Source organism: Ulvibacter sp. MAR_2010_11 (assembly GCF_002813135.1).
Taxonomy (GTDB): domain Bacteria; phylum Bacteroidota; class Bacteroidia; order Flavobacteriales; family Flavobacteriaceae; genus Altibacter.
In genome coordinates this window covers 2703881-2726630 of sequence record NZ_PHTY01000001.1, presented here as the reverse complement: position 1 = coordinate 2726630, position 22750 = coordinate 2703881, and the positions used below count along the sequence as shown (strand labels likewise).

Here is a 22750-nt window from a genome sequence, read left to right as displayed (position 1 = left end):
ATAAATTTATCAAAGTATCTCTTTTGGCGATAGCGAATGCAGAGATTGAATCGAAAACCCAATTTATTTATTATTGGCGCACCAAAATGCGGCACCACCACAATGTATCATTTCCTCGGAAAGCACCCCAATGTCTTCACGAGTAAAATAAAGGAACCGCATTATTTTAATACAGACAGCAATCACCGTTATTTTTTTAAGGAAAAGGATTATTTAAACTTGTTTTCTGAAGCAACTAAAATGCATTTGTATAACTGTGAAGCTTCAGTTTGGTATTTGTATTCTGAAAAAGCAATTGAAAATATTTTGAATTTTAATAAAGATGCCAAGTTTTTGATTCTGCTTCGGAATCCGGTTTCCATGTTTTTTTCACTACACCGGGAATTAATTTTCGGTGGAAGTGAAACTGAAACAGATCCCGTGAAGGCCTGGCAACTTCAGAAGGAAAGAAAAGAGGGACGCTCAGTTCCAAAAAGCGCAACGGCGCCGGAATTATTACAATATGGTGACGCATGCAAACTAGGAGCCCAAGTTGCTACCATTATAAATTTAATACCTAAAGAAAATCTGAAATGTCTACTTTTGGAGGATCTAAAAAACAATCCTGAAGCGACATACTTTTCTGTTTTAGAGTTTCTTGATCTGCCGAAAGTAAAATTAAAATCCTATGAACCGGTTAACGTGAGGAAAGCGCGAAAATCGAAGGAATTAGCGACAGTAATCGCACAAATTGCACATTTCAAAAGAGCACTGGGAATAAAAAAAGGGGTTGGAATAGGAAATAGGATAAATTCGTACAATGTTACCCATAAAGTGGATGAAATGGACCAATCTCCGGAATTCATTACGGAATTAAACAACTATTTTCATACAGATATCGACTTGTTGGGGAAGTTAATTAACAGAGACTTGTCTCATTGGAAGTATAAATTGGAGGTATGATTTCGGTGGTGATCCCATTATATAATAAAGAATCTTTTATTGCCGAAGCGATACAATCGGTCTTGCAACAGACCTTCACGCAATGGGAGTTGCTTATTGTAAACGATGCCAGTACCGATAATTCGGTTGCTTTTGCCAAACAAAGCAAGGATTCCAGAATTCGAATAATTCATATTGAAAAATCGGGAGTTTCAGTAGCGAGAAATGTGGGTATCGCCAACGCTTCCTTCTCATGGATTGCGCTTTTGGATGCTGACGATTGGTGGGACTCTACCTTTTTAGAGGAGATGGCAAGAGGGATTAAAGAATACCCCAATCAGCAGCTTTTTGCAAGTGGAAGAACTCATGTATTTCCTGCCTTCTCAAAACGCTACAACAATATTTTTTTACCAAAAGAAGGACACACTGCAATTGTTAATTATTTTGAAGTACTCCAAAGCTATTTGCCGTTAATAAATTCTTCCAATGCAGTAATAGAAAGGTCTCTTTTTGCGGAAGTAGGTTTGTTCAAGGAACATCAAAAACTGCATGAAGACCACGATTTGTGGATTCGTTTATGTCTAGGAAGAGAAGTAGTGTTTGTAAATAAAAACCTTTCTTTTTACAGAAATACCGAAGCGAATTCGGCATCAAAACTTCCGTATGAGGCCAATGACTTTTGCATTTTTTTACATACACTACTCGAGCAAAAAGGCAAGTTCAGTAATCCTGAACGAAAGTATTTTAAAAAGTATTGCAACCGATTTGTATTACTAACTTATATCAAAAATTATGCACGATATACCACAAAAGAGGACAACGAGGTATATCTATTAGCAAAGAAATTGGTCACACCTTCGCATAGACTAATTCTGAAGTTTTTACACTGGTTGCCATTTAAGGGAACCTATCCCATGTTTAAAGTGTTTCAATTAAAATAATGGAGGAAAATAATGTAAATCTGTTTGTTGTAGGTGCTATGAAAGCAGGCACTACCTCTTTTATTGATATGCTGTCTCAGCATTCGCAAATCTATGTGTCACCGGTAAAGGAACCTCACTATTTTGTAAATTCCTTGCCTGAAAATCTATACGAGCCTTCACGATTTTTTTCTTTGGAAGAATACTTGAAGAAAAAATTTCCCGAACCCCTGCATATCACAAAGGTTGAATCATCACAACAGTACAGTAAAATTTATGTTTTAGCAGGGAAGGAGCTATATAAGGTCGACGGAAGCACGGCATATCTGCATGCCCCCGAAAGTGCCAAATTAATTTATGACTACAATCCCGAAGCAAAAATTATAATAATCCTTCGAAATCCTTTGCAGCGAGCATACTCTCATTATAAAATGAATCTAGGAAAAGGGCGTACCAAACAATCGTTTGAGAATGAAATTCAGCAAGATATTGAAGCCTATCAAAATGGCATTCAAGCTTGGTATTCTTATCTTGGGATGAGCTTGTATAAGGCAGCTGTAGATAGATATAAACAGCTCTTTACTAATGTTCTGGTTATTCGATTTGAAGATCTAATTTTGAAAGAACAGGAAGTGCTTAGCGAGGTTTCCGCATTTTTGAATATTAATAGTTTTCCGGATCGCCAATATGCTCATAAAAATACCGGCAAGGAGCTGCGATTTCAAAAGCTCTTCTATTTTTTAAAAAAGCTGGGTCTTAAGGATTATTTTTCAAAAATATTTAGTAGTAATTTTAGACAATTCCTCTTTAAAATTTTCAGCAAAAGAAAGGCTAAGAATTTAGAACTTTCGAGCACGATAAAAACAAAACTGGAAGACATCTTTACTAAAGAATCCAATGTATGAGTATTTTGGACGTAGCTATTTGTTCGATCGTTTTTCTTTTAGGTTTTAACCTGAAGAACTTTTTTTCAGACTTTTCCAGGACAGATAAGAAATGGATCAACAGATTGTTTTTCTTTCATTTTGCTATTGCTATCATTTTTCATTTTTATGTAAATGCCAACGGGGGGGATGCAATCAAATACTGGGAGCTGCCCAAAACCGCAACTTTCGATGATGTTTGGTTCCTTGTGGCGAATCAAAAGGCCTCGAGTTTCATGTATTTCTTTAACTATTTCCCTTCGAATGTACTGGAGCTTTCCTTTTTTACCGGGAATATGTTGTATGCCCTATTGGGCTTTATGGGCTTTATTTATCTATACAGAATCTTTAACGAGTTATTTAAAAATGAAGCGATCTTACGCTCAATTAAACTAGTTGGGATTCGAGTTTTTCCATTAATTCTGTTTCTTCCCAACCTCCATTTTTGGTCTGCTGGCATAGGAAAAGATGCGTTGCTCTTTTTTTGTGTCATAGCCTTTATGTATTGCCTCCTTAAAATAAGGAAGCGAAAGTATCTATTAGCGTTGGTACTGTTACTATCCATATCGATTAGGCCACACATCACCTTGTTTTTGTTAGTAGCCTTCGGAATTGGATATCTTTTGGATGGCGGTCTGAAAGCGTATCAAAAAATTCTGGTAGTTCTTATTTTTATAGTGGGTATGGTATCTATTTTCGATTATGTAATTCAAACAATTCAATTGGAAAGTCTTGAAATTAGCACAATCGAAGAATTTACGACCACACGGGTGTCAAATCTAAGCGAAGCCCGAACAGGATCGGGAGTCGATACTACATCCTATCCCATTCCCTTAAAGATTTTTACCTTTTTATACAGGCCCTTATTTTTTGACATCAACGGACTCATGGCAATCCTGGCGTCTATTGAAAATTTGATACTGCTCCTGTTTACGGTCTTTGTTATTAAAAACAGACCCTTTCGTGCCTTTAAGAGTTCAAATTTTTTACTGAAAGGTATGCTTATTTACTTTCTCTTGGGCACCTTATCTTTTTCGATGATTCTTGGGAATCTCGGAATTATGCTGCGACAAAAAAATATGTTCATTCCCGCTTTTTTGCTCTTTGGAATATGGGCGATATACACCCATCGAATCTATAAATCCGGGAAAATATGAAAGTGCTTCAGGTTATAAATAGTCTGGGGACAGGTGGTGCGGAAAAACTGATTCTCGATTCCATTCCGTATTATTTGGAGCACGGAATAACCATGGATGTTTTGTTGCTCAACGGGGAGGAGCATCCGTTTTTATTGAAACTAAAACTGCAACCCGGAATTTCAATCTATAGTCTCGGAGAAGGCACAGTATACAATCCTTTCCATATTTTTAAAATAGCGAAATACATCAATCGATACGATTTAGTGCACGTTCATCTTTTTCCGGCGCTGTACTGGGTAGCGCTGGCGAAAATGATTCGTTTTTGCAAGACGCCACTTATTTTTACCGAGCACAATACGTCCAACCGTCGCAGGGGAACTATTTTTAGATGGATCGATAGATTGATCTATAGAAAATATTCGAAAATTGTCACCATTGCTTCGGAAGTTGATACAAAGCTCAAATCACATTTGAGATTTCCGAATTCAAAATTCGAACTCATTCAAAACGGTGTGAATTTGAAAAATATTCAGAAGGCCAAACCCTATAATCCCTCAGAATTTGGTATGCAACCGGATTGTAAGATTGTCATTCAAGTTTCAAGTTTCACACCTCAAAAGGATCAGAAAACGCTCATAAAAGCAATTTCTCATGTGAAAGTGCCAATTCATCTTTTTTTGGTGGGAACAGGCGAATTGGTGGCAGCATGTCAATCTTTGGTTGCAAGTAGTAATTTGAACGACAGTGTTACATTTTTGGGCGTACGAATGGACGTGCCTGAATTATTGAAAACAGCCGATATTGTAGTACTGTCCAGTAATTACGAAGGACTTTCACTTTCTTCACTGGAAGGTATGGCGAGTGGAAAACCCTTTGTGGCTTCAGACGTACCGGGACTAACCGAAATTGTAACCGGAGCCGGAATTCTTTTTCCGAAAGGCGATGATGTTCAATTGGCCAATACAATTACTTCACTTTGTAACAACGAGATGTTTGCTATGGAAACCGCAAAGAATTGCGAAAAAAGGGCTTCAGAATACGACATAAAAGAAATGGTCAAAAAATATGTAAATCTCTATTCAAAAATATGCCAAAGCCAAAACTGATACGCATTACAACCGTACCTATTTCGTTGGAAAAGCTGCTGGAAGGGCAATTGCCTTTTATGCAGGCTTACTTTGATGTAATAGCGGTTGCTTCAGATAAAAAAGAGCTTGATGCTTTTGGTGAAAGGAATAGATTAAGAACTCATGCAATTTCTTTAACACGAAAAATTACTCTCTTTCATGATGTGCTGGCAGTGCTAAAACTGTTTTTTTTCCTCAGAAAGGAGAAACCGCTTATTGTCCATACGCATACTCCCAAGGCAGGCCTCATTGGAATGTTGGCAGCCTGGTTCGCCCGTGTTCCTATCAGGTTGCATACAGTTGCCGGGATGCCTTTAATGGAAGCTTCAGGAATGAAAAGACGCATATTAAATTGGGTAGAATCTCTTACATACCGATGTGCTCACAAAGTATATCCAAATTCGAAAGGTTTGTACAATTTTATCCTTTCTGAAAAATATACTAGTGAGCAAAAGCTGAAAGTACTGGGGGAAGGAAGCAGCAACGGAATTAATACCGGCTATTTTTCGAAGCATCATTTTTCCGAAGTAATTATTAAAGAAGAGCGACTTCGTCTGGGAATCGCTGAAACCGATTTCGTTTTTGTTTTTGTAGGTCGAATTGTACGTGACAAGGGAATAAACGAATTGGTCCATGCCTTTACAAAACTTCTGGAGGATTCAAAAAATGTCAAGCTGTTGCTTGTTGGTCCTTTTGAAGACGATTTGGATCCCATCGATACCATTGTTAAGCAGCAAATAAATACAAATACAAATATTGTTTCAGTGGGCTATCAAAGTGATGTGCGTATATATTTTGCCTTGAGTGAGTCACTTGTGTTTCCAAGCTATCGCGAAGGATTTCCCAATGTAGTTATGCAGGCCGGAGCGATGGAGTTACCTTCAATTGTGAGTGATATTAACGGTTGTAACGAAATTATTATTGAAGGCGAAAACGGACTCATAGTTCCACCAAAAAGCGAAACGGAATTATATAAAGCCATGAAACTTCTTGTGGAAAATAATTCGCTCTATAAAAATTTAAAAAGCAACGCACGAAATCGTATTACGGGACGTTTTGAACAATCGAAAGTATGGCAGGCAATTTTGGAGGAATACCAACTTTTGCAAAACAAACTTTAGTAACTTTAACCGGTGTATCGAAATTTTATAAAACCCATAATTGATTTTTTAACGGCTTTTGTTGCAATTATTGTCCTAAGCCCTGTTTTTATTGCTGTTACGGTTATTCTTGCGGTATCCAATTCCGGGAATCCCTTTTTTATTCAAAGACGTCCGGGAAAGGACGAACGAATTTTTTCAATCGTAAAGTTTAAAACAATGACTAACGCCCGTGATGCCAAAGGAGAACTTTTATCCGACGAAAAGCGACTTACAGGAATTGGCAAATGGATTCGATCTACTTCAATAGACGAAATTCCGCAGTTATTCAATGTATTGATGGGCGATATGAGCCTGGTAGGTCCCAGACCGTTGTTGCCGGAATATTTATCCTTATATTCTGAAAATCAGAAGAAACGCCATCAGGTAAAACCGGGAATTACCGGCTGGGCGCAGGTAAACGGTCGCAACGCTATAAGTTGGGACGAAAAACTGAATTTAGATATCTGGTATGTTGAGCACCTCTCTTTTTTATTGGACTTCAACATATTAATTAGAACTGTAAAAAAAGTATTTAATCGTGATGGTATAAGCACACCAAATGAAGCCACTACCACTCGTTTTAAAGGAAATAAGCAATGAAAGAAATAGTAATTGTAGGTGCCGGGGGATTTGGTCGTGAAGTGAAATGCCTTATTGAAGTGATTAATTCTCGGGCACCTGAAAAATTGTTTTCAATTATAGGGTTTGTTGACGACGGAATAGACGGCGGGACAAAAATTCATGACCTGCCTGTATTGGGAACCACCAAATATATTGAAACCCTTGACAAAAAGGTCTCATTGGTCCTGGCCATTGGAAATCCAAAAGTTAAGAAGGAACTCTATACCCGATTCAAAAACTTCGATTTTCCAAATATTATTCACCCCTCGGTTTTTTTAGAGAATTACAACATCAAAATTGGTAAAGGATGCATTATATGCGAAGGAACTATTATTACCTGTGATGTTGAAATAAACAATTTTACCATTATAAATCTAGCATGCACTGTTGGACACGATACAAAAATAGGCGCATTTTCTTCTATCATGCCTGCTGTAAATGTAAGTGGAGAAGTGGTGATTGAAGAATGTGTCTATATAGGAACGGGCGCTAAAATTGTAAATCGGGTGGTTATTGGAGAAGGTAGCACTATTGGTGCGGGAGCGGTGGTTTCTAAATCGATTCCTCCCAACTGTACGGCTGTTGGTGTTCCGGCGAACCCTATAAAATTTTCAAAATAAAATGACAAATAATAAAATTTGGCTCTCCTCGCCGCATATGGGGGGAAATGAACAAAACTATATCAACGAAGCTTTCAATACCAACTGGGTGGCTCCGTTGGGACCCCATGTGAACGGCTTTGAAAAAGATCTGGAAAACTATTTAGGTGAAAACGTTCAAGTGGCTGCTTTAAGTTCGGGGACGGCGGCTTTACATCTGGCACTTGTAATTCTAGGAGTTACCAGGGGTGATGAGGTAATTTGCCAGAGCATGACCTTTTCAGCCTCTGCAAATCCGATAGTATATCAAGGGGCTACTCCTGTTTTTATAGACAGTGAGCCCGAAACCTGGAATATGTGCCCCAATCATTTGGAAGAAGCTATCAAAGACCGAATTTCAAAGGGCAAAAAACCCAAAGCAATAATCGCTGTGCATTTATACGGCATGCCTTTTAAAGTGGATGAAATTACAGCCGTAGCGAAAAAGTATGAAATTCCGCTGGTAGAAGACAGCGCCGAATCACTTGGCAGCACCTATCAGGGAAAACACTGTGGTACTTTTGGTGATATTTCAATTCTTTCCTTTAACGGAAACAAAATTATTACGACCTCAGGTGGAGGTGCCTTGGTTACCAGGCAAAGCAGCGTCAAAGAAAAGGCTATATTTTTGGCTACGCAGGCTCGGGATAAAGCTCCTCATTACCAACATTCGCAAATTGGATATAATTACAGGCTTAGTAATATTTGCGCAGGGATTGGTCGCGGACAGATGGAAGTGTTGGATAAGCACATTGTGTTAAGGCGAAAAATGCATCAGTTTTACACAACTTTGTTTCAAAATTGGGACGGAATTTCGGTTTTCACCGAGGCTTCAGAGGTCGTTTTCTCCAATCATTGGTTGTCATGCATTATAGTGGACGAAAGAGTTTCGGGTTTTTCATCCGAAAAATTGAGATTGCATTTAGAAAAAGATAACATAGAATCTCGACCTTTGTGGAAGCCTATGCATCTACAACCTATTTTTAAGGACGCGCCTTATTACGGCAGTACAATTTCAGAAAATCTCTTTAAAAATGGGCTGTGTTTACCATCGGGCTCAAATTTAAAAGAGGCTGAAAGACAAAGGATTACTCTAAAAATTTCAGAATTACTATAGATATTTAGTTATATTTACAAAGCTTAACTTACATCCATGTTATCCCCCAACACTATTTTCAAAAAGCTCTATAAAGGAGACAATAAATTAAAAATGCTGGACCAACGCTACCTACCGCGTTGGATTGTAATTTTGATAGATACTTTTATTGGAATAGCTGCCCTGTTTTTAACCTATTTTATACTATTAGGGACTCCAATTAAATTTCTTGAGGTACTTCCGGTTCATTTTCAAGGTGCTGCAATCTTGATAGTAAATATTGTGTTTTTCTTTGTCTTTAAAACCTATTCGGGGATTATACGACATTCTACCTTTACCGATATTTTAAAATTGGCCTTTTCGGCCTTTTCAACTGCCATTACTATTTTGGTGTTCAATATTATTTTTGCTTTTGTCGCTGAGGAAGGGAAAGTGTTTTTGACCACCTCGGTTTTTATATACGGGCTGTTATCTTTTACAATCATGCTTTTATTTAGAGTAGGTGTAAAAGAAATTTATCAGTTTTTGCGAAGCTCTGCTGCCGGTAATCTGAAGAAAAAAGTTGCTATTGTTGGTGTGGATGATCATACAATTTCTGTGGGAAGAGCATTGACAACCGAATCGAATTTACCCTTTCAGTTAGTTGGATTTATTACTGAAAGCTTCGATTCTAAACGCTTTAAAATTCTAGGTAAACCTGTAATACCAATTGATACCAGTTTTGCTGCTACACTTACTGCTTTAGATATTGACGGAGTGTTAATTGTAAGTGGTTCCTTGGCGGGAAAAGACAAAAATCAGATTATTGAAGATTGTATCGCCAATAATAAAGAAGTTTTTAATGTTCCCAACTTTGAAACATGGAACAAGAAGGAAGACATTCATATTCAGATTAAACCTATTGATATAGAAGATTTACTGGAGCGAACACCAATTACAACCGAAGACGATTTAATTGCGCATGATTTGCATGGTAAAACTGTATTAGTTACCGGTGGAGCCGGCTCTATTGGAAGCGAAATTGTAAAACAATTGGCCGAATTCAGTCCGGAATTGGTAGTAATTCTAGATCAGGCTGAGTCTGCCTTGCACGAACTCCAGATCTATCTCGAACTCAATTATCCCAAACTCAAGTTTATTATCGAACTGGCAGATATAAGCAATATGTATCGTTTGGGGCTAATGTTTGCAAGGTATCATTTCGATATTATCTATCACGCCGCGGCCTACAAACATGTACCACTTATTGAAAGAAATCCGCATGAAGCTGTATATGTAAATATTTTAGGAACAGTAAACCTTGCAATCTTATCGGTTAACTATAATATAGACAAGTTTGTCATGGTTTCTACAGATAAGGCTGTAAACCCAACTAATGTAATGGGAGCCTCAAAACGAGTGGCCGAAATGTACGTACAATCCCTTCAGAAGGAAAAAGGTGTTACCACACGTTTTATCACTACCCGATTTGGAAATGTTTTGGGATCCAGCGGTTCTGTGATTCCGCATTTCAGAAAACAAATTTCACAAGGTGGACCGGTTACGGTGACTCATAAAGACATTATCCGTTATTTTATGACCATCCCCGAAGCTTGTCAGTTGGTACTCCAAGCAGGAACCATGGGGAATGGTGGAGAGATTTATGTATTCGATATGGGCAAGCCGGTTAAAATCTTGAATCTGGCCGAAAAAATGATTCGTTTATCGGGTTTTGAGCCCTACGTAGATATTGACATTAAAATTACAGGCCTGCGTCCCGGGGAAAAATTGTATGAAGAACTGCTTAATGACGTTTCTACATCCATGCCAACACATCATCCCAAAATTATGATCACCAAGGTTCCGGTTGTAAATTTCGATGATTTTAAGGTGCTAATTAAGCAAATCATCAAATCGGCCACAAAAAATAAAGATGAAAAAGTGGTAAAACTTTTGAAGGAAATGGTACCCGAATTTATTAGTGAAAACTCTGATTTTGAGATATTAGATGAATCAAAACGCCCACGAATAGCAAAAGTAAAGTAGGTGCTTTCTGTCTAATAAACGTGAAACAGCTTCTTTTTTATAATCTTATATTTGTAGAATTAAACAAACGAATGAAAAAATACTGCCTACTATTTGTACTAGCCTTTAGCCTTTTTTCTTGTGCCACCAAAAAGCAAATTTTATATTTCCAGGACGCCGATACTCTAAATCAAACAGCTATCGATAAAAATTTTGAACCGCTTATTGAGCCAAACGATATTTTGCACATTGCATTGTCTTCTATGGATCAAGAGGTTTTATTGCCGTTTGTGCGAACCACCGGCCTCGAAAATAACATTGGAAATAACAATGCGGGACTGCAGGGATATTTGGTGAGCAATACCGGTCTAATTCATTTTCCTGTTTTGGGAGATGTAGCGGTAGCGGGTAAAACGCGAGGAGAGGTAGAAACGACCCTCCAAACTCAACTTGAAGATTATGTCAAGGATGTTGTGGTTGATGTGCGTATTATGAATTTTAAAATCACGGTTTTGGGGCAGGTAACTCACCCCGGCGTTTTTGAAATTAAGGATGAACGTGTTACCCTTCCCGAAGCGATTGGATTGGCAGGGGATTTTACCTTAGACGGTAATAGAAATGAAGTTGTTATCATTAGGGAAGAAGATGGAAAACGAAAGGTAGGACGTATAGACTTTACCCAAACCGATTTCTTTAACAGCCCGTTTTATTTCTTAAAGCAAAACGACGTTGTTTATGTGGAACCTTCTTTAAAGGGCGTTAAAAAATCAGGATTCCTCCCCGATATTCCTGCAATGCTATCCCTGGTGACCATAATCTTAAGCACCGTAATCATCCTTACTCGCTAACCTACTTACTATGACCGATTCTTCAGCACATTCCGAAATAAAAGAAAAGTCACTTAGAGAGCTTATAGAGCAATATGCTCGGTATTGGTATTGGTTTATTTTAGGAGTGATTGTAGCTTTAGTTTGCGCCTTTATTTATTTGAGGTACACCACACCTTCCTATCAAAGTAATGCCACGGTAATAGTTAAAGATGACAAAAGTGGAGGAGGTCCGGCCGAATTAGCGGCTTTTGCCGAATTGGGAGGTTTCTTTTCAAAATACAACAACAGTAAAATTGAAAATGAACTCGCTATTTTTAATTCGAAGCGGATTATTTCTGAAGTGGTAAAAGAGCTGGATCTTAATATTACCTATCAGAATATCGGGACTATCAAAGCTACCGAGTTATACGAATACATTCCGTTTAAAGTACAATACCTTTCCTTTACAGATAGTACCCGAACAAATCCGGTTCCTGCCTTGTTGTTTGAAGTGCTTTCTACAACCGAATTTAAAGTGGAAACTGTTGAGGGCTCAAATGCTCAGACACACACCTTTGGAGAGCGGGTTGCACTCCCTTTTGGCGACATCACAGTAATCCCGATATTGGAATACAAAGAAAAATTTGACTCGTTTATTGGGAAAACAGTTTCGGTACAATACAAACCAATAGAAAATGTCGCTCTGGCTTACCAACGTCGAATCGCCGTAAAGAATGACATTAAAAACAGCAATGTGGTAAACATTAGTATGCAATCTCCGGTTCGTGGAAAAGCCGAGGATTTTATAAATGAACTTATCTTTCAGTACAACAAGGATGCGATTCAGGATAGAGGACAGGTGGCTCAAAAAACCTCCAATTTTATCGATTCGAGATTGGAAATTATAACACGCGAATTGGATTCGGTGGAAAGGAATAAGGAGCAGTTTAAAAGTAGCAACCGACTTACAAACATAGAAACCGAAGCACAGCTTATCCTTGAAAACGCCAGTGAATTCAACAAAAGGCAATCGGGTGTTGGTACGCAGCTGGAACTGGCAAACACCATGATCGATTATATGGAAAAGTCTTCCAGTAACGACTTATTGCCGGCAAATATTGGCTTGGACGGACAGGAAATAGGAGAAGCCGTTAATAACTACAACCAGCTAATTCTACAACGAAATAAATTGCTAAAGAACTCAACCACTAAAAATCCCGTGGTTGTGAATGTGAACAATCAGATTGAACAGATACGCTCCAGTATTTTAAGTAGTTTGAAAAACACCAGCAACGGACTCAAAATCTCAATGCGCGATTTAAATTTTCAGGAAGCTGCTTTAAATTCAAAAATAGCACAGGTTCCCACCAAAGAAAAGCTCTATCGTGGTATAGAAAGACAACAATCCATTAAAGAACAGTTGTATTTGTTCTTGTTACAACAACGGGAGGAAGCATCTATTTCATTAGCGGTTACAGCTCCAAAGGCAAAAATTGTAGACAGTGCATATAGCAGTAGAGAACCGGTTTCGCCTAACAAGCCCCTTATCTATTTGGGAGCACTACTAGCAGGATTATTATTGCCTTTTACAGTTTTGTATACTTCATTTTTATTGAATTCGAAAGTTTCGAACAGACGGGATGTAGAGCGGGCAATTTCTGGAGTGATGATGATTGGGGAAGTTCCGAAACTCAAGAAAAGCGATGAAGAGCTAATTCAGCATAACGACAGAAGTATTTTAGCAGAATCCTTCAGAATTCTTCGAACTAATTTGCAATACTTGTTTGTGAGCAAACAAAAAGATACCGAAGAAGCTAAAACCATTTTTGTGACTTCAACTATTAAAGGAGAAGGAAAAACCTTTGTAGCTTTTAATTTAGCACTCACTTTGGCTCTCACGGGAAAGAAAGTGGTTTTGGTTGGAGCAGATATCAGAAATCCACAACTACACAGATATTTACCCGAAGCCGATAGAAAAAATAAAGGACTCACTGAGTACATTATTGAACCATCTCTAACAACGCAACAGTTGGCATCTCAAAGCGAATACAATCCAAATTTGAATATTGTGCTTTCAGGAATTATTCCACCCAATCCTGCTGAGTTATTAATGCAAAAACGCACCGGCGAATTTTTTGCAGAATTAGAACAATCGTACGATTATGTAATTGTAGATACCGCACCTTCTATGTTGGTAACCGATACAATTCTCATCAATAAATTTGCGGACCTTACCTTGTATGTGGTGCGTGCAGGTTATACCGATAAACGTTTGTTAGATTTCCCAAAAGATGCAATGGATGAAGGTAGATTGTCGAACCTTGCCATAGTGTTGAACAATGTGAGCATGAGCAATTTTGGTTACGGCAATAAATATGGTTATACCTATACAAACGAGAAGAAGTCGTTCATACAGCGACTTTTTAAAAGATAGAGTTTGAATTCCCTTTTTACGAATTATTTGCAATTATGAAAAAAAGTATTCCTTGTCTGCTTCTTCTTTTGTCTTTGTCATTACATGCGCAACAATTTGAATACTCGGGAAATGTAGAAGTAATCGGACTAATCTCAAATAATGACCAACTTCCCTTTTGGCTGTACACCAACTCGAGTTCAGCAATAAATTCTGAAACAAATTTTTCGGGAACAGCATTGGTAACAGGTACCTATAATTTTGAAGCGTCGTTTATAGAAGCAGGAATAGCGGGGTTTTACAGAGACGGAAGGGATAACGAATTGCAGCGGCGCGATTTGTATGTGAGATTTCAGAATAACTGGTTGAAGGCTACGATAGGAGCCAAAAAACAAGATACTAAGGAGGACGGACTTTCAGTTACCAATAAAAACTTTCTGTGGTCTCAAAATGCACGACCGTTACCCGGCTTGATTTTGGAAGCTAATAATCCTATAAAAATCTCTGAAATCTTTGAGGTAGACTGGGGAATTGCACATTACAGTCTGAATGACGATAGATTTGTAGATAACACCAGGGTACACTACAAACGGGTTGGACTAATTACAACCTTTAATGAAAAGCATAAATTAACAGCACAATTACAGCATTTTGTGCAATGGGGTGGCACCTCTCCTGTTGAAGGCCAATTACCCAACGATTTTGAAGCCTTTGTCGATGTGTTTTTTGCAAAAAAGCGACCATTCGTAACCGAGGATATAACCTATAACAATGCTTTAGGAAATCACTTAGGTTCTTTCCTTCTGGATTATGAATTTACCGGGGGTGTCGGAATATTTTCGGTATATCACGAACATCCGTTTGAAGACGGTTCAGGAACCCGATGGGCTAATTTTCCCGATGGGGTTTGGGGAGTCTTTTTTGCACCGGAAAATAAAAAAATTATTGCTTCTGCTTTGTATGAGTTTATAGATACTTCGAGTCAGAGTGGTACCGGAGTAGGGAGTGGATTCGATAATTATTTTTCAAACAATCTTTATCGCAGCGGCTGGACCTATGAGCGAAATACAATTGGGATGCCCTTTATTTTGGTAGACCCTTCAATTGTAATTACCGATACAAACACTCCAATTATCAGCAACCGTGCTAAAATTCATCATTTTGGTGTGACCGGAATCGTTAAGAATTTCGAATGGATGCTTAAATCTACTTTTGCAACTCATTTAGGAACTTATAATAACCCTTTTGATTCTTCCTTAAAGAATTGGCACAATTACCTCGCGGTAAGTTATAAAACCAATAAACACGGCATTTTCACTGCTATAACAGGAGCCGATGTTAGCAATCTCACCGATACAAATATTGGGGGTGGTTTGCAGTATTCGTATTCTTTTTAATTTTAGCATTTATGAGCATCCTGGTCCAAATTTCGGTATTACCTCGTCAGTTGCCTGATGAGGATTATATTTTGGAAGTGGCTCTCGAAAAAGCAAAGCTTCGGAAAGATGTTGTAAAAGATTGGCGTATTCGTAAACGATCTATAGATGCTCGTAGAAAACCCATTAAATTTAATCTTCAGGTGGAATTTTGGAAATACGAGGACGTAAAAGAGACGATTACTCCTTTTATGCCTCAAAATGTATCAGACAAACAAAGTATTGTAATTATCGGGGCAGGACCTGCCGGGCTGTACGCTGCGCTACGTGCAGTGGAAGCAGGGTTGAAGCCTATTATTTTTGAAAGAGGAAAAGATGTGCGGTCCCGTAGACGGGATTTGGCAAGTATTAATAAAGACGAAATTGTAAATCCGGAGTCTAATTATTGCTTTGGTGAAGGAGGCGCCGGCACCTATTCGGATGGAAAATTGTATACGCGTTCCAAAAAGAGAGGAAACGTTTTGAAAGCGTTGGAATGGTTTGTTCATTTTGGAGCCGATCCCGATATTCTGGTAGATGCTCATCCGCATATTGGTACGAACAAACTTCCGAAAATTATTACAGCAATGCGTGAGGCAATTATAGCAGCTGGGGTGAAGTACATTTCGATTCGAAATTAACCGATATCAGACTAAAGAATCAAGCGGTTGAAGCCATTCAAATAAATTCAGAAAAATGGATTGATTGCTCGAATCTCATTTTAGCAACCGGCCATTCGGCTCGTGATATATTTTACTTATTACACCAAAGAAACATTACAATTGAAGCCAAACCCTTCGCTATTGGAGTTCGAGTTGAACACCAACAGGAGCTAATAGATACCATTCAATATCATGGAGAATATGACAATCCCTATTTACCTCCTGCTTCCTATGCCTTGGTGGAACAAGTAGATGGTTTAGGGGTCTATTCCTTTTGTATGTGCCCCGGCGGTATAATCGCTCCCTGCGCCACCGAACAAGAAGAAGTGGTAACAAACGGCTGGAGTCCCAGTAAGCGCAACAATCCGTATGCAAATTCAGGGATTGTGGTAAGTGTGTCGCCGGAAGATTTACCTAATTATACTCCAAATGATCCATTTGTGTGTTTAGACTTTCAGAAGATGGTGGAAAGAAGTTGCTGGGAAGCAGCAGGGAAAACGCAGCATGTACCGGCACAGCGGATGATTGATTTTGTGGAAGGGAGGGTTTCGGTAGATTTTCCAAAAACTTCCTATCAGCCCGGAATCACTTCCGTAGATTTAAATGAAATATTACCACCTTTAATTACTAAGCGACTAAAGAAGGCTTTTGTGAGCTTCGGAAAAAAGATGAAGGGATACTATACCAATCAGGCGGTATTACACGCCCCGGAAAGCAGAACCTCTTCCCCGATTTCTATTCCGCGAAATCTCGAAACCCTCGAACATATACAAGTAAAAGGATTATACCCTTGTGGAGAAGGTGCAGGCTACGCCGGCGGAATTATTTCGGCAGCCATCGACGGAATTAATTGTGTGGATGCGATAGTCAGGAAGAATACTATTCAACCGTAAGATCTATTTTCAGTATCAAAAAAAAAGCGCTGCAATTGCAGCGCTTTTTGTTGTAACCTTTTGGTGGTTTTACTATTGAATTTCTTTTACTACAGCTGTAGAATCAGAAACTACTTGACCTTCAAGAGCAGTCTCTAAAGAATCGGTAGCAGGAGTTTCGATAACTTCTACTTCAGAGGTGGTTTCTTCAATCACTTCCTCAGTTTTTTCTTCAGTTGTTTCACGACAAGAAGAGATAGCTACTACGAACAATAAAGCAAAAGCACTGTAAATTAAATTTTTCATTTTGGGTTCTAATTAGATGTTAAATTGCGCGCGAATGTAGTCTATTTTTCGATTCAAAAAATATTTTTGAAAATTATTTTCGTTAAAAGCGTATTAATTTTTTTTGAAGTCCTGTAAAGACCTTCTTAACGCTTTAATTAGCAATCACATCAACCATTTACCGAAGCTTGTACAGTTCCTCTAAGTCAAGGATTAGTTTTCTTCTGTATTTGTCGAATCTACCACTACTTCTACCTGAATAGTCTCGGAAGTTTCCATTATAGCAGGTTCTTCTTTTACCGAATCTACATTTTGATCTTCATTACTCTCCTCTTTGGTTTCTCTACAGGATGAGAAGGCAACTAATAACATTAAGGCGAAAACACTTAGAATTACTTTTTTCATGGGTTGGATATTTAAAAGTTAAATTGAATATGAAATTAGTGTATTTTTTAATTGGAATAGAATTTCGGAAATTAACTTGTCAACCTGAAATTAACATCTTCTACGGAGTTGCAATTACTTACCAATACAGAATATAACTTCCTAATGACTATAGGAGATTAGTGGAGTAGAGGTACAAATAGGGTACAATTATTTAAAGAAAAAGGACATATTTAATTCAACAATGTGGAAACGGAAATTAAAAAAAGCCCATCAAAAGACGGGCTTTAAAAAAAATAGGAAAAAAATTATTCTCTTACTTGAACGTTGCCACCCACTATAGAATAGAGAGGGAAAGGATTGTCATCTAAACAGTATGATTCTGAATAACCTGAGTAAAATAAAGTAATTTGATCAGGACTTGATCCCGATCCTTCTCCATTATCTTCAACACTAAAATAATGATACGTGCCTTCAAGTGATGGATCGCTAGAGTTTTGAGTTACAAGACCAGACATGTTTGCAGTATTTCCATCAACCCGCAAGCAATCGATATCAAAACGAACGTCTGTGCCACCGCCAGTATATTTTAATACTCCACTTCCACTAACGTCTCCATTTTTCTTTTCTCTTGCGTGAAAAGTAAATTGTCTTTTCCCATCATCTCCCCCAACTGGTATGTCTGCTAATTGTAAGGTTCCATGACCATTTGCAGAGGGCCCATTATTAGCTTTCATAACTAAGTTTTGTGTGTCAGATTCAGAAATTGAATCGGTGTCTCGACTACATCCGTAAATAACGAGTAAAGCCAATGTCATTAATAATGCTACTTTTTTCATTTTAATTTGGTTTTAGTTAATGTTTATTATATCAACTAAAAGGTAATTCAAATCCTGATGATAATTTATTGTTTATAAGGATTTTCGTTAAAGGAATGTTTATTGCCGATTACAAGAAAAAATATGTAGGTAAAAACGTGATATTTAGTCAGTTAGTCACTAATTATTATATCAAAAATTTTAATGGAGTAAAGTAATATAACTTCCTAATGACTATAATTGATTAGTGGGTTGCGGTTACTTTCCGATACAAAAATTCGCAAAAATATTCCCCAGTAAATCATCGTTTGTAATTTCTCCGGTTATTTCTCCAAAGTAGTACAGGGCTTGCCTAATATCGATGGCCAGCAGATCTCCGCTTAAGTTATTATCAATTCCTTCCTGCACCTTTATAATTTCTTCCAAGGCTTTTAATAATGCATCGTAATGACGCGTATTGGTGACAATGGTTTCGTTATTCCGAAGGGCGCCTGTATTTACAAAGTCTAGTAAGGTAGTTTTTAGTGCCTCAACACCTTCGCCTGTTTTTGCTGAAAGCATGAATAGATTTTTGATGGACGATTTTAGATTTTCGATTTCTACTCCCGAAAGTTTATCCACTTTGTTGGCTATAATTACCAATTGTTTCTGAGGGAACCTATTTCTAATTTTCTCAATCTCCAATAGAATTGCAGAGATTTCTCCCCTAACTGAGGGAGATGCCCTATGGGCAGAGGGGGTCTCCTCTGCGATACCGGTAGTTGCATCAAAAAGGTAGATTACCACCTGCGCCTGCTCAATCTTCTCAAAAGTTTTCTTTATTCCTAAACCTTCAATGACGTCCACCGTTTCTCGAATTCCGGCAGTATCAATAAATCGGAAGCCTACACCGCCAATTGAAATTTCATCTTCAATTGTATCTCTTGTTGTCCCGGCAATATCACTCACTATGGCGCGCTCTTCGTTTAGCAAAGCATTTAGAAGCGTCGATTTCCCGACATTGGGTTCGCCTACTATCGCAACCGGAATTCCGTTTTTCAAGACATTCCCCGTTGCAAAAGAGTCGATTAGACGTTTTAAAACCTGTGTTATTTTTGAAATTAATTTCTGAAATTCTTCACGATTGGCAAATTCTACATCTTCTTCGGCAAAATCCAGTTCTAACTCAATCAAGGAAGCGAAGTTTAACAACTCTTCCCGAAGTCGTTTTATTTCGTTTGAAAATCCGCCGCGCATTTGCTGAATCGCCAATTGGTGCGATGCAGCCGAATCGCTTGCAATTAAATCCGCTACCGCTTCAGCCTGACTCAAATCCATTTTTCCGTTTAAGAAAGCTCTTAAGGTAAACTCCCCTGCGGTCGCCATCCGGCATCCCTTCCGAAGCAATAACTGAATAATTTCCTGCTGAATATAATGACTTCCGTGACAGGAAAATTCGACCACATCTTCTCCTGTATAGCTATTCGGATTTTTAAAAATAGTTGCCAAAACCTCATCAATAATACGCTCACCATCCTTTAAATGTCCCAAATGCACTGTATGTGTTTTTTGGGCCGAAAGCACCTTTCCCGAAATCGACGAAAAAACCTGAGAAGCGATTGCTATAGCATTATTACCCGAAAGTCGAATTATAGCAATTGCTCCGGCACCTGCCGGGGTAGCCAAAGCGACGATAGTGTCATTGTGAATCATTGGGCAAAAATACAAATTCCTTTTGGAGGTGTGACACTATGCTCTTTGTAATCCTTTTATAATCACTTTAAATTCTTCGTTGCACTCATGTATTTTGGACGATAGAAGAGCATCGTCACCGTTATTTTCTTCAAGAATAATTCTGCATTCCTTTAAAAGATTACTAAGGGGGTCAGCCTGAATGTAATATAAAGACATGGTGCTTTTATGAATAAGATCGGATAGATTTTTTATATTCTTATTTGCAACTGCATTGGTAAAGTCCTTTTGATAGCTTATCAAGGCATCCAGGGTGCTTAATCGGAATTTTTTAAGGTATTCCGGCTTGTTGTTAGCCATCTTTTCATAGCGGCGTAAGCTAAAACTTACTTTAGCCGTTTCAACTAATTTGTTTTTCGTCTTGCTTTTAATAGCTGCAGATTTGGTAGAATCTCGATTTACAAGTGACTTGGTTGGTTTCTTTGACCCTTTGTATTGTAACAATAATTCGTACAATTGTCTGGGCTGAAATGGCTTTGGAAGGTGATCATCTATACCTGCCTCTACTAATTGTGAATGGACCTCTCCTTTTGCCGAAGCTGAAAAGGCTATAATTACAGGATTTTTCTTCAGTTGTAAACTTCTAATTTTCTTCGCTGTTTCATAGCCATTTAGTTTGGGCATTTGTAAATCTAATAATACAATATCAAAATCGCTTTTCTTAAGTATAGACAGAGCTTCAACCCCGCTTTCGGCAGACAGATACTTTATATCCCATTGTTCTAGATATTGTGCAGCAATGAAGATATTTGCTGGATTATCATCTACCAATAGCACTCTGAGAGTCCCAAAATTATGATTTTCTGATAGCCTGGTTGAAGCATCTTCAGGAGGTAGCTTCTTGTTATAAATTGGATACTCAAGTTTGAAACTAAACATTGATCCTACGTTCAACTTACTTGTTACAGACAATGTACTGCCGTGAAGCTCTAGTAATTTTTTACTAATTGTTAAGCCCAGGCCTGTTCCTCCAAATTCCACGCTTACGTCGTAACTAGCCTGAGAAAATTCCTGAAATATCAAATCGAGTTTTTCTTCCGGAATCCCAATTCCGGTATCAGAGACTTCAAAATAAAGATTTACATCTCGTTTATTTATGTTTTCAACTAAAACAGACAGTGATACCGATCCTTCTTTCGTAAACTTGATGGCATTTCCTACTAGGTTAGTCAAAATCTGTTTAAGTTTAACTGGATCTCCAATTATATTCTGAGGTACATCGTCCCCTAAATTTAAAACCAGTTCAATACCTTTCTCTTTTGCCTTTACTGAAAATGTGTGTTTTAAAATATTTGTTATATCATGAAGGTTGAAAGGAGTCTGCTCCAATTCAATTTTATTGGCTTCAATCTTACTTAAATCCAATAGGTTGTTTACCAGGCTCAATAAATGCTCGGAAGAGTGAAGCAAAAGACGGGCGTATTCCTTCTGATTTACATTAAGTGGGGTTTTATGAAGCAAATTTCCAATTCCCAAGATCGAATTTAAGGGAGTTCTAATCTCGTGGCTAATGGTTGCTAAAAAATCTGCTTTTGCCTTAGAATCCGCTTCGGCTTGACGCTTGGCTTTAAGAAGTTCCGATTCGTAGTGCCATCGATCTGAAATATCTAATACCGTTGCCTGGTATGTGCCGGGTTGATTATTAACTCCGGGAATCTCCCTTACGTTAATCAAACCATGTAAAACACTTTTATCTTTCTTTACGATATCAAAATAGACTTCCTTTATAAAGCCCTGCATTTTAATTAGAGGAAAAAAGTGCGTTTCAAAAAATATCTGTCCGCCAATTTTAAAAAGGCTGGGAAGGGTTCGTTTGTTAATCAGTTCTTCCTTTTTATAGCCCAACCAAAAGCATAAAGTGTTATTGATATCTAAGATAATGCTATCATTCCGGAAAGAGATGGATCCGCATGGAGCATTATCATACAGGTCTAAGGCCGCTTTTAAGCGCGCTGACTCAACTTTTTTGGAAGTTTCATTCTTATTCACCTGTTTTTTGTTGCAAATATTCTTTAATGGCTTTGACGGTTTCTTCAGGCGCACTCAAATTAGGGCAGTGCCCCGTAGCATTGAGTAATTTATATGTGCTGTTCTTAATGGTTTCGGCAACATATTCACCCACGGTTGTCGGAGCTATTACATCCTGAGAACATTGCAATATCAATGAAGGTGTTTGAAGTTTTTTTATGTCGCTACGATTGTCCGATAAAAAAGTCACTCTGGCGAAGTTTTTCGATACCTCCGGATCGGTCTGGCAAAAACTATTTTTTAGTTCAATTCCCAGTTCAGGGCGATCCGGATTGCCCATAATTACAGGGGCCATTGATGCCGACCATCCCAGATAGTTGCTGTCTAGAGCCTCCATAAGATCTTCAATAGCCTCTTTTTCAAAGCCGCCAACATACTCCGTATCGTTGATATAACGGGGAGATGGTCCCAGCATGATTAATTTCGAGAATAGGGTAGGAGCCGTGTTCGCCGCTAATACCCCAATCATGGCACTCACCGAATGTCCGATAAAAATTACATCCTCTAATTTTAAAAATTCACATATAGAGATAACATCATCGGCGTACGCTTGTAATGTACTATACTTTTGTGCCGAATATGATTTTATATCCGATTTCCCCGCGCCGATATAATCAAAAAGAACAATTTTATAGTCATCCTCAAAGTGAGGATACACAAATCGCCACATGTTTTGATCGCAACCGTAACCATGGGCAAAGACCATAGGCTGAAAACCACTCCCTAAAATATTTATATTAAATTTATGAATTATGTCGGAATTCTGAGGTTTGGACATAGAATAGAATATTTGGTTAGGTTT

General features: G+C 38.1%; 19 protein-coding genes and 1 pseudogene. 14 read left to right on the top strand and 6 right to left on the bottom strand.

Going from position 1 to position 22750, the window contains the following annotated elements; all coding sequences use genetic code 11:
- Positions 1-36 precede the first annotated feature (36 nt).
- The 14 genes and pseudogenes from ATE92_RS12540 to ATE92_RS12475 all read left to right on the top strand — a co-directional run bounded on the left by ATE92_RS12540 (position 37) and on the right by ATE92_RS12475 (position 16723).
- The gene (locus ATE92_RS12540; protein ID WP_100804035.1) at positions 37-942 is read left to right on the top strand and encodes a sulfotransferase; all 906 of its coding nucleotides are present in this window, start codon (positions 37-39) and stop codon (positions 940-942) included.
- The gene (locus ATE92_RS12535) at positions 939-1862 is read left to right on the top strand and encodes a glycosyltransferase family A protein (RefSeq protein ID WP_100804034.1); all 924 of its coding nucleotides are present in this window, start codon (positions 939-941) and stop codon (positions 1860-1862) included. The genes ATE92_RS12540 and ATE92_RS12535 overlap by 4 nt, the downstream gene beginning before the upstream one ends.
- Complete coding sequence (locus tag ATE92_RS12530; protein WP_100804033.1) at positions 1862-2746, top strand: sulfotransferase; 885 nt, start codon at positions 1862-1864, stop codon at positions 2744-2746. The genes ATE92_RS12535 and ATE92_RS12530 overlap by 1 nt, the downstream gene beginning before the upstream one ends.
- A complete protein-coding gene (locus tag ATE92_RS12525; RefSeq protein WP_100804032.1) occupies positions 2743-3921 on the top strand; it encodes a hypothetical protein in 1179 nt (392 codons plus the stop codon). The genes ATE92_RS12530 and ATE92_RS12525 overlap by 4 nt, the downstream gene beginning before the upstream one ends.
- A complete protein-coding gene (locus tag ATE92_RS12520; RefSeq protein WP_100804031.1) occupies positions 3918-5009 on the top strand; it encodes a glycosyltransferase in 1092 nt (363 codons plus the stop codon). Before ATE92_RS12525 ends, ATE92_RS12520 begins: the two co-directional genes overlap by 4 nt.
- Positions 4991-6151, top strand: a complete 1161-nt coding sequence (locus tag ATE92_RS12515; RefSeq protein ID WP_100804030.1) for a glycosyltransferase family 4 protein — start codon at positions 4991-4993, stop codon at positions 6149-6151. The genes ATE92_RS12520 and ATE92_RS12515 overlap by 19 nt, the downstream gene beginning before the upstream one ends.
- A gap of 12 nt (positions 6152-6163) precedes the next feature.
- Positions 6164-6772, top strand: coding sequence for a sugar transferase (locus ATE92_RS12510; RefSeq protein ID WP_100804029.1), 609 nt, complete (start codon positions 6164-6166; stop codon positions 6770-6772).
- Complete coding sequence (locus ATE92_RS12505) at positions 6769-7413, top strand: acetyltransferase (protein WP_100804028.1); 645 nt, start codon at positions 6769-6771, stop codon at positions 7411-7413. The genes ATE92_RS12510 and ATE92_RS12505 overlap by 4 nt, the downstream gene beginning before the upstream one ends.
- 1 nt (position 7414) lies before the next feature.
- The gene (locus ATE92_RS12500) at positions 7415-8548 is read left to right on the top strand and encodes a DegT/DnrJ/EryC1/StrS aminotransferase family protein (protein WP_157809632.1); all 1134 of its coding nucleotides are present in this window, start codon (positions 7415-7417) and stop codon (positions 8546-8548) included.
- Between the two features lie 36 nt (positions 8549-8584).
- Entirely contained in the window at positions 8585-10552 is a 1968-nt protein-coding gene (locus ATE92_RS12495; RefSeq protein ID WP_100804026.1) for a nucleoside-diphosphate sugar epimerase/dehydratase, read from the top strand.
- A 71-nt stretch (positions 10553-10623) separates the two neighbouring features.
- Entirely contained in the window at positions 10624-11379 is a 756-nt protein-coding gene (locus ATE92_RS12490) for a polysaccharide biosynthesis/export family protein (RefSeq protein WP_100804025.1), read from the top strand.
- Positions 11380-11389: 10 nt separating this feature from the next.
- Complete coding sequence (locus tag ATE92_RS12485) at positions 11390-13774, top strand: polysaccharide biosynthesis tyrosine autokinase (protein WP_100804024.1); 2385 nt, start codon at positions 11390-11392, stop codon at positions 13772-13774.
- A 35-nt stretch (positions 13775-13809) separates the two neighbouring features.
- Positions 13810-15150 carry a capsule assembly Wzi family protein gene (locus ATE92_RS12480; RefSeq protein WP_100804023.1) on the top strand — a complete coding sequence of 447 codons (1341 nt, stop codon included), beginning with the start codon at positions 13810-13812 and terminating at the stop codon, positions 15148-15150.
- Between the two features lie 11 nt (positions 15151-15161).
- Positions 15162-16723 (top strand): annotated as a pseudogene (locus ATE92_RS12475) (NAD(P)/FAD-dependent oxidoreductase).
- Positions 16724-16795: 72 nt separating this feature from the next.
- Here ATE92_RS12475 and ATE92_RS12470 read toward each other — a convergent pair.
- From ATE92_RS12470 to ATE92_RS12445, 6 genes are all read right to left on the bottom strand, one after another.
- Positions 16796-17008, bottom strand: coding sequence for a hypothetical protein (locus ATE92_RS12470; RefSeq protein ID WP_100804022.1), 213 nt, complete (start codon positions 17006-17008; stop codon positions 16796-16798).
- A 192-nt stretch (positions 17009-17200) separates the two neighbouring features.
- A complete protein-coding gene (locus ATE92_RS12465) occupies positions 17201-17392 on the bottom strand; it encodes a hypothetical protein (RefSeq protein WP_100804021.1) in 192 nt (63 codons plus the stop codon).
- Positions 17393-17679: 287 nt separating this feature from the next.
- Complete coding sequence (locus ATE92_RS12460; protein WP_100804020.1) at positions 17680-18210, bottom strand: hypothetical protein; 531 nt, start codon at positions 18208-18210, stop codon at positions 17680-17682.
- A 237-nt stretch (positions 18211-18447) separates the two neighbouring features.
- Positions 18448-19881 carry a tRNA uridine-5-carboxymethylaminomethyl(34) synthesis GTPase MnmE gene (gene mnmE / locus ATE92_RS12455; protein WP_100804019.1) on the bottom strand — a complete coding sequence of 478 codons (1434 nt, stop codon included), beginning with the start codon at positions 19879-19881 and terminating at the stop codon, positions 18448-18450.
- Positions 19882-19917: 36 nt separating this feature from the next.
- A complete protein-coding gene (locus ATE92_RS12450; protein WP_198515622.1) occupies positions 19918-21909 on the bottom strand; it encodes an ATP-binding protein in 1992 nt (663 codons plus the stop codon).
- Positions 21902-22726: an alpha/beta fold hydrolase gene (locus ATE92_RS12445; protein WP_100804017.1), complete on the bottom strand. Its 825-nt coding sequence runs from the start codon at positions 22724-22726 to the stop codon at positions 21902-21904. The genes ATE92_RS12450 and ATE92_RS12445 overlap by 8 nt, the downstream gene beginning before the upstream one ends.
- Positions 22727-22750: the final 24 nt, after the last annotated feature.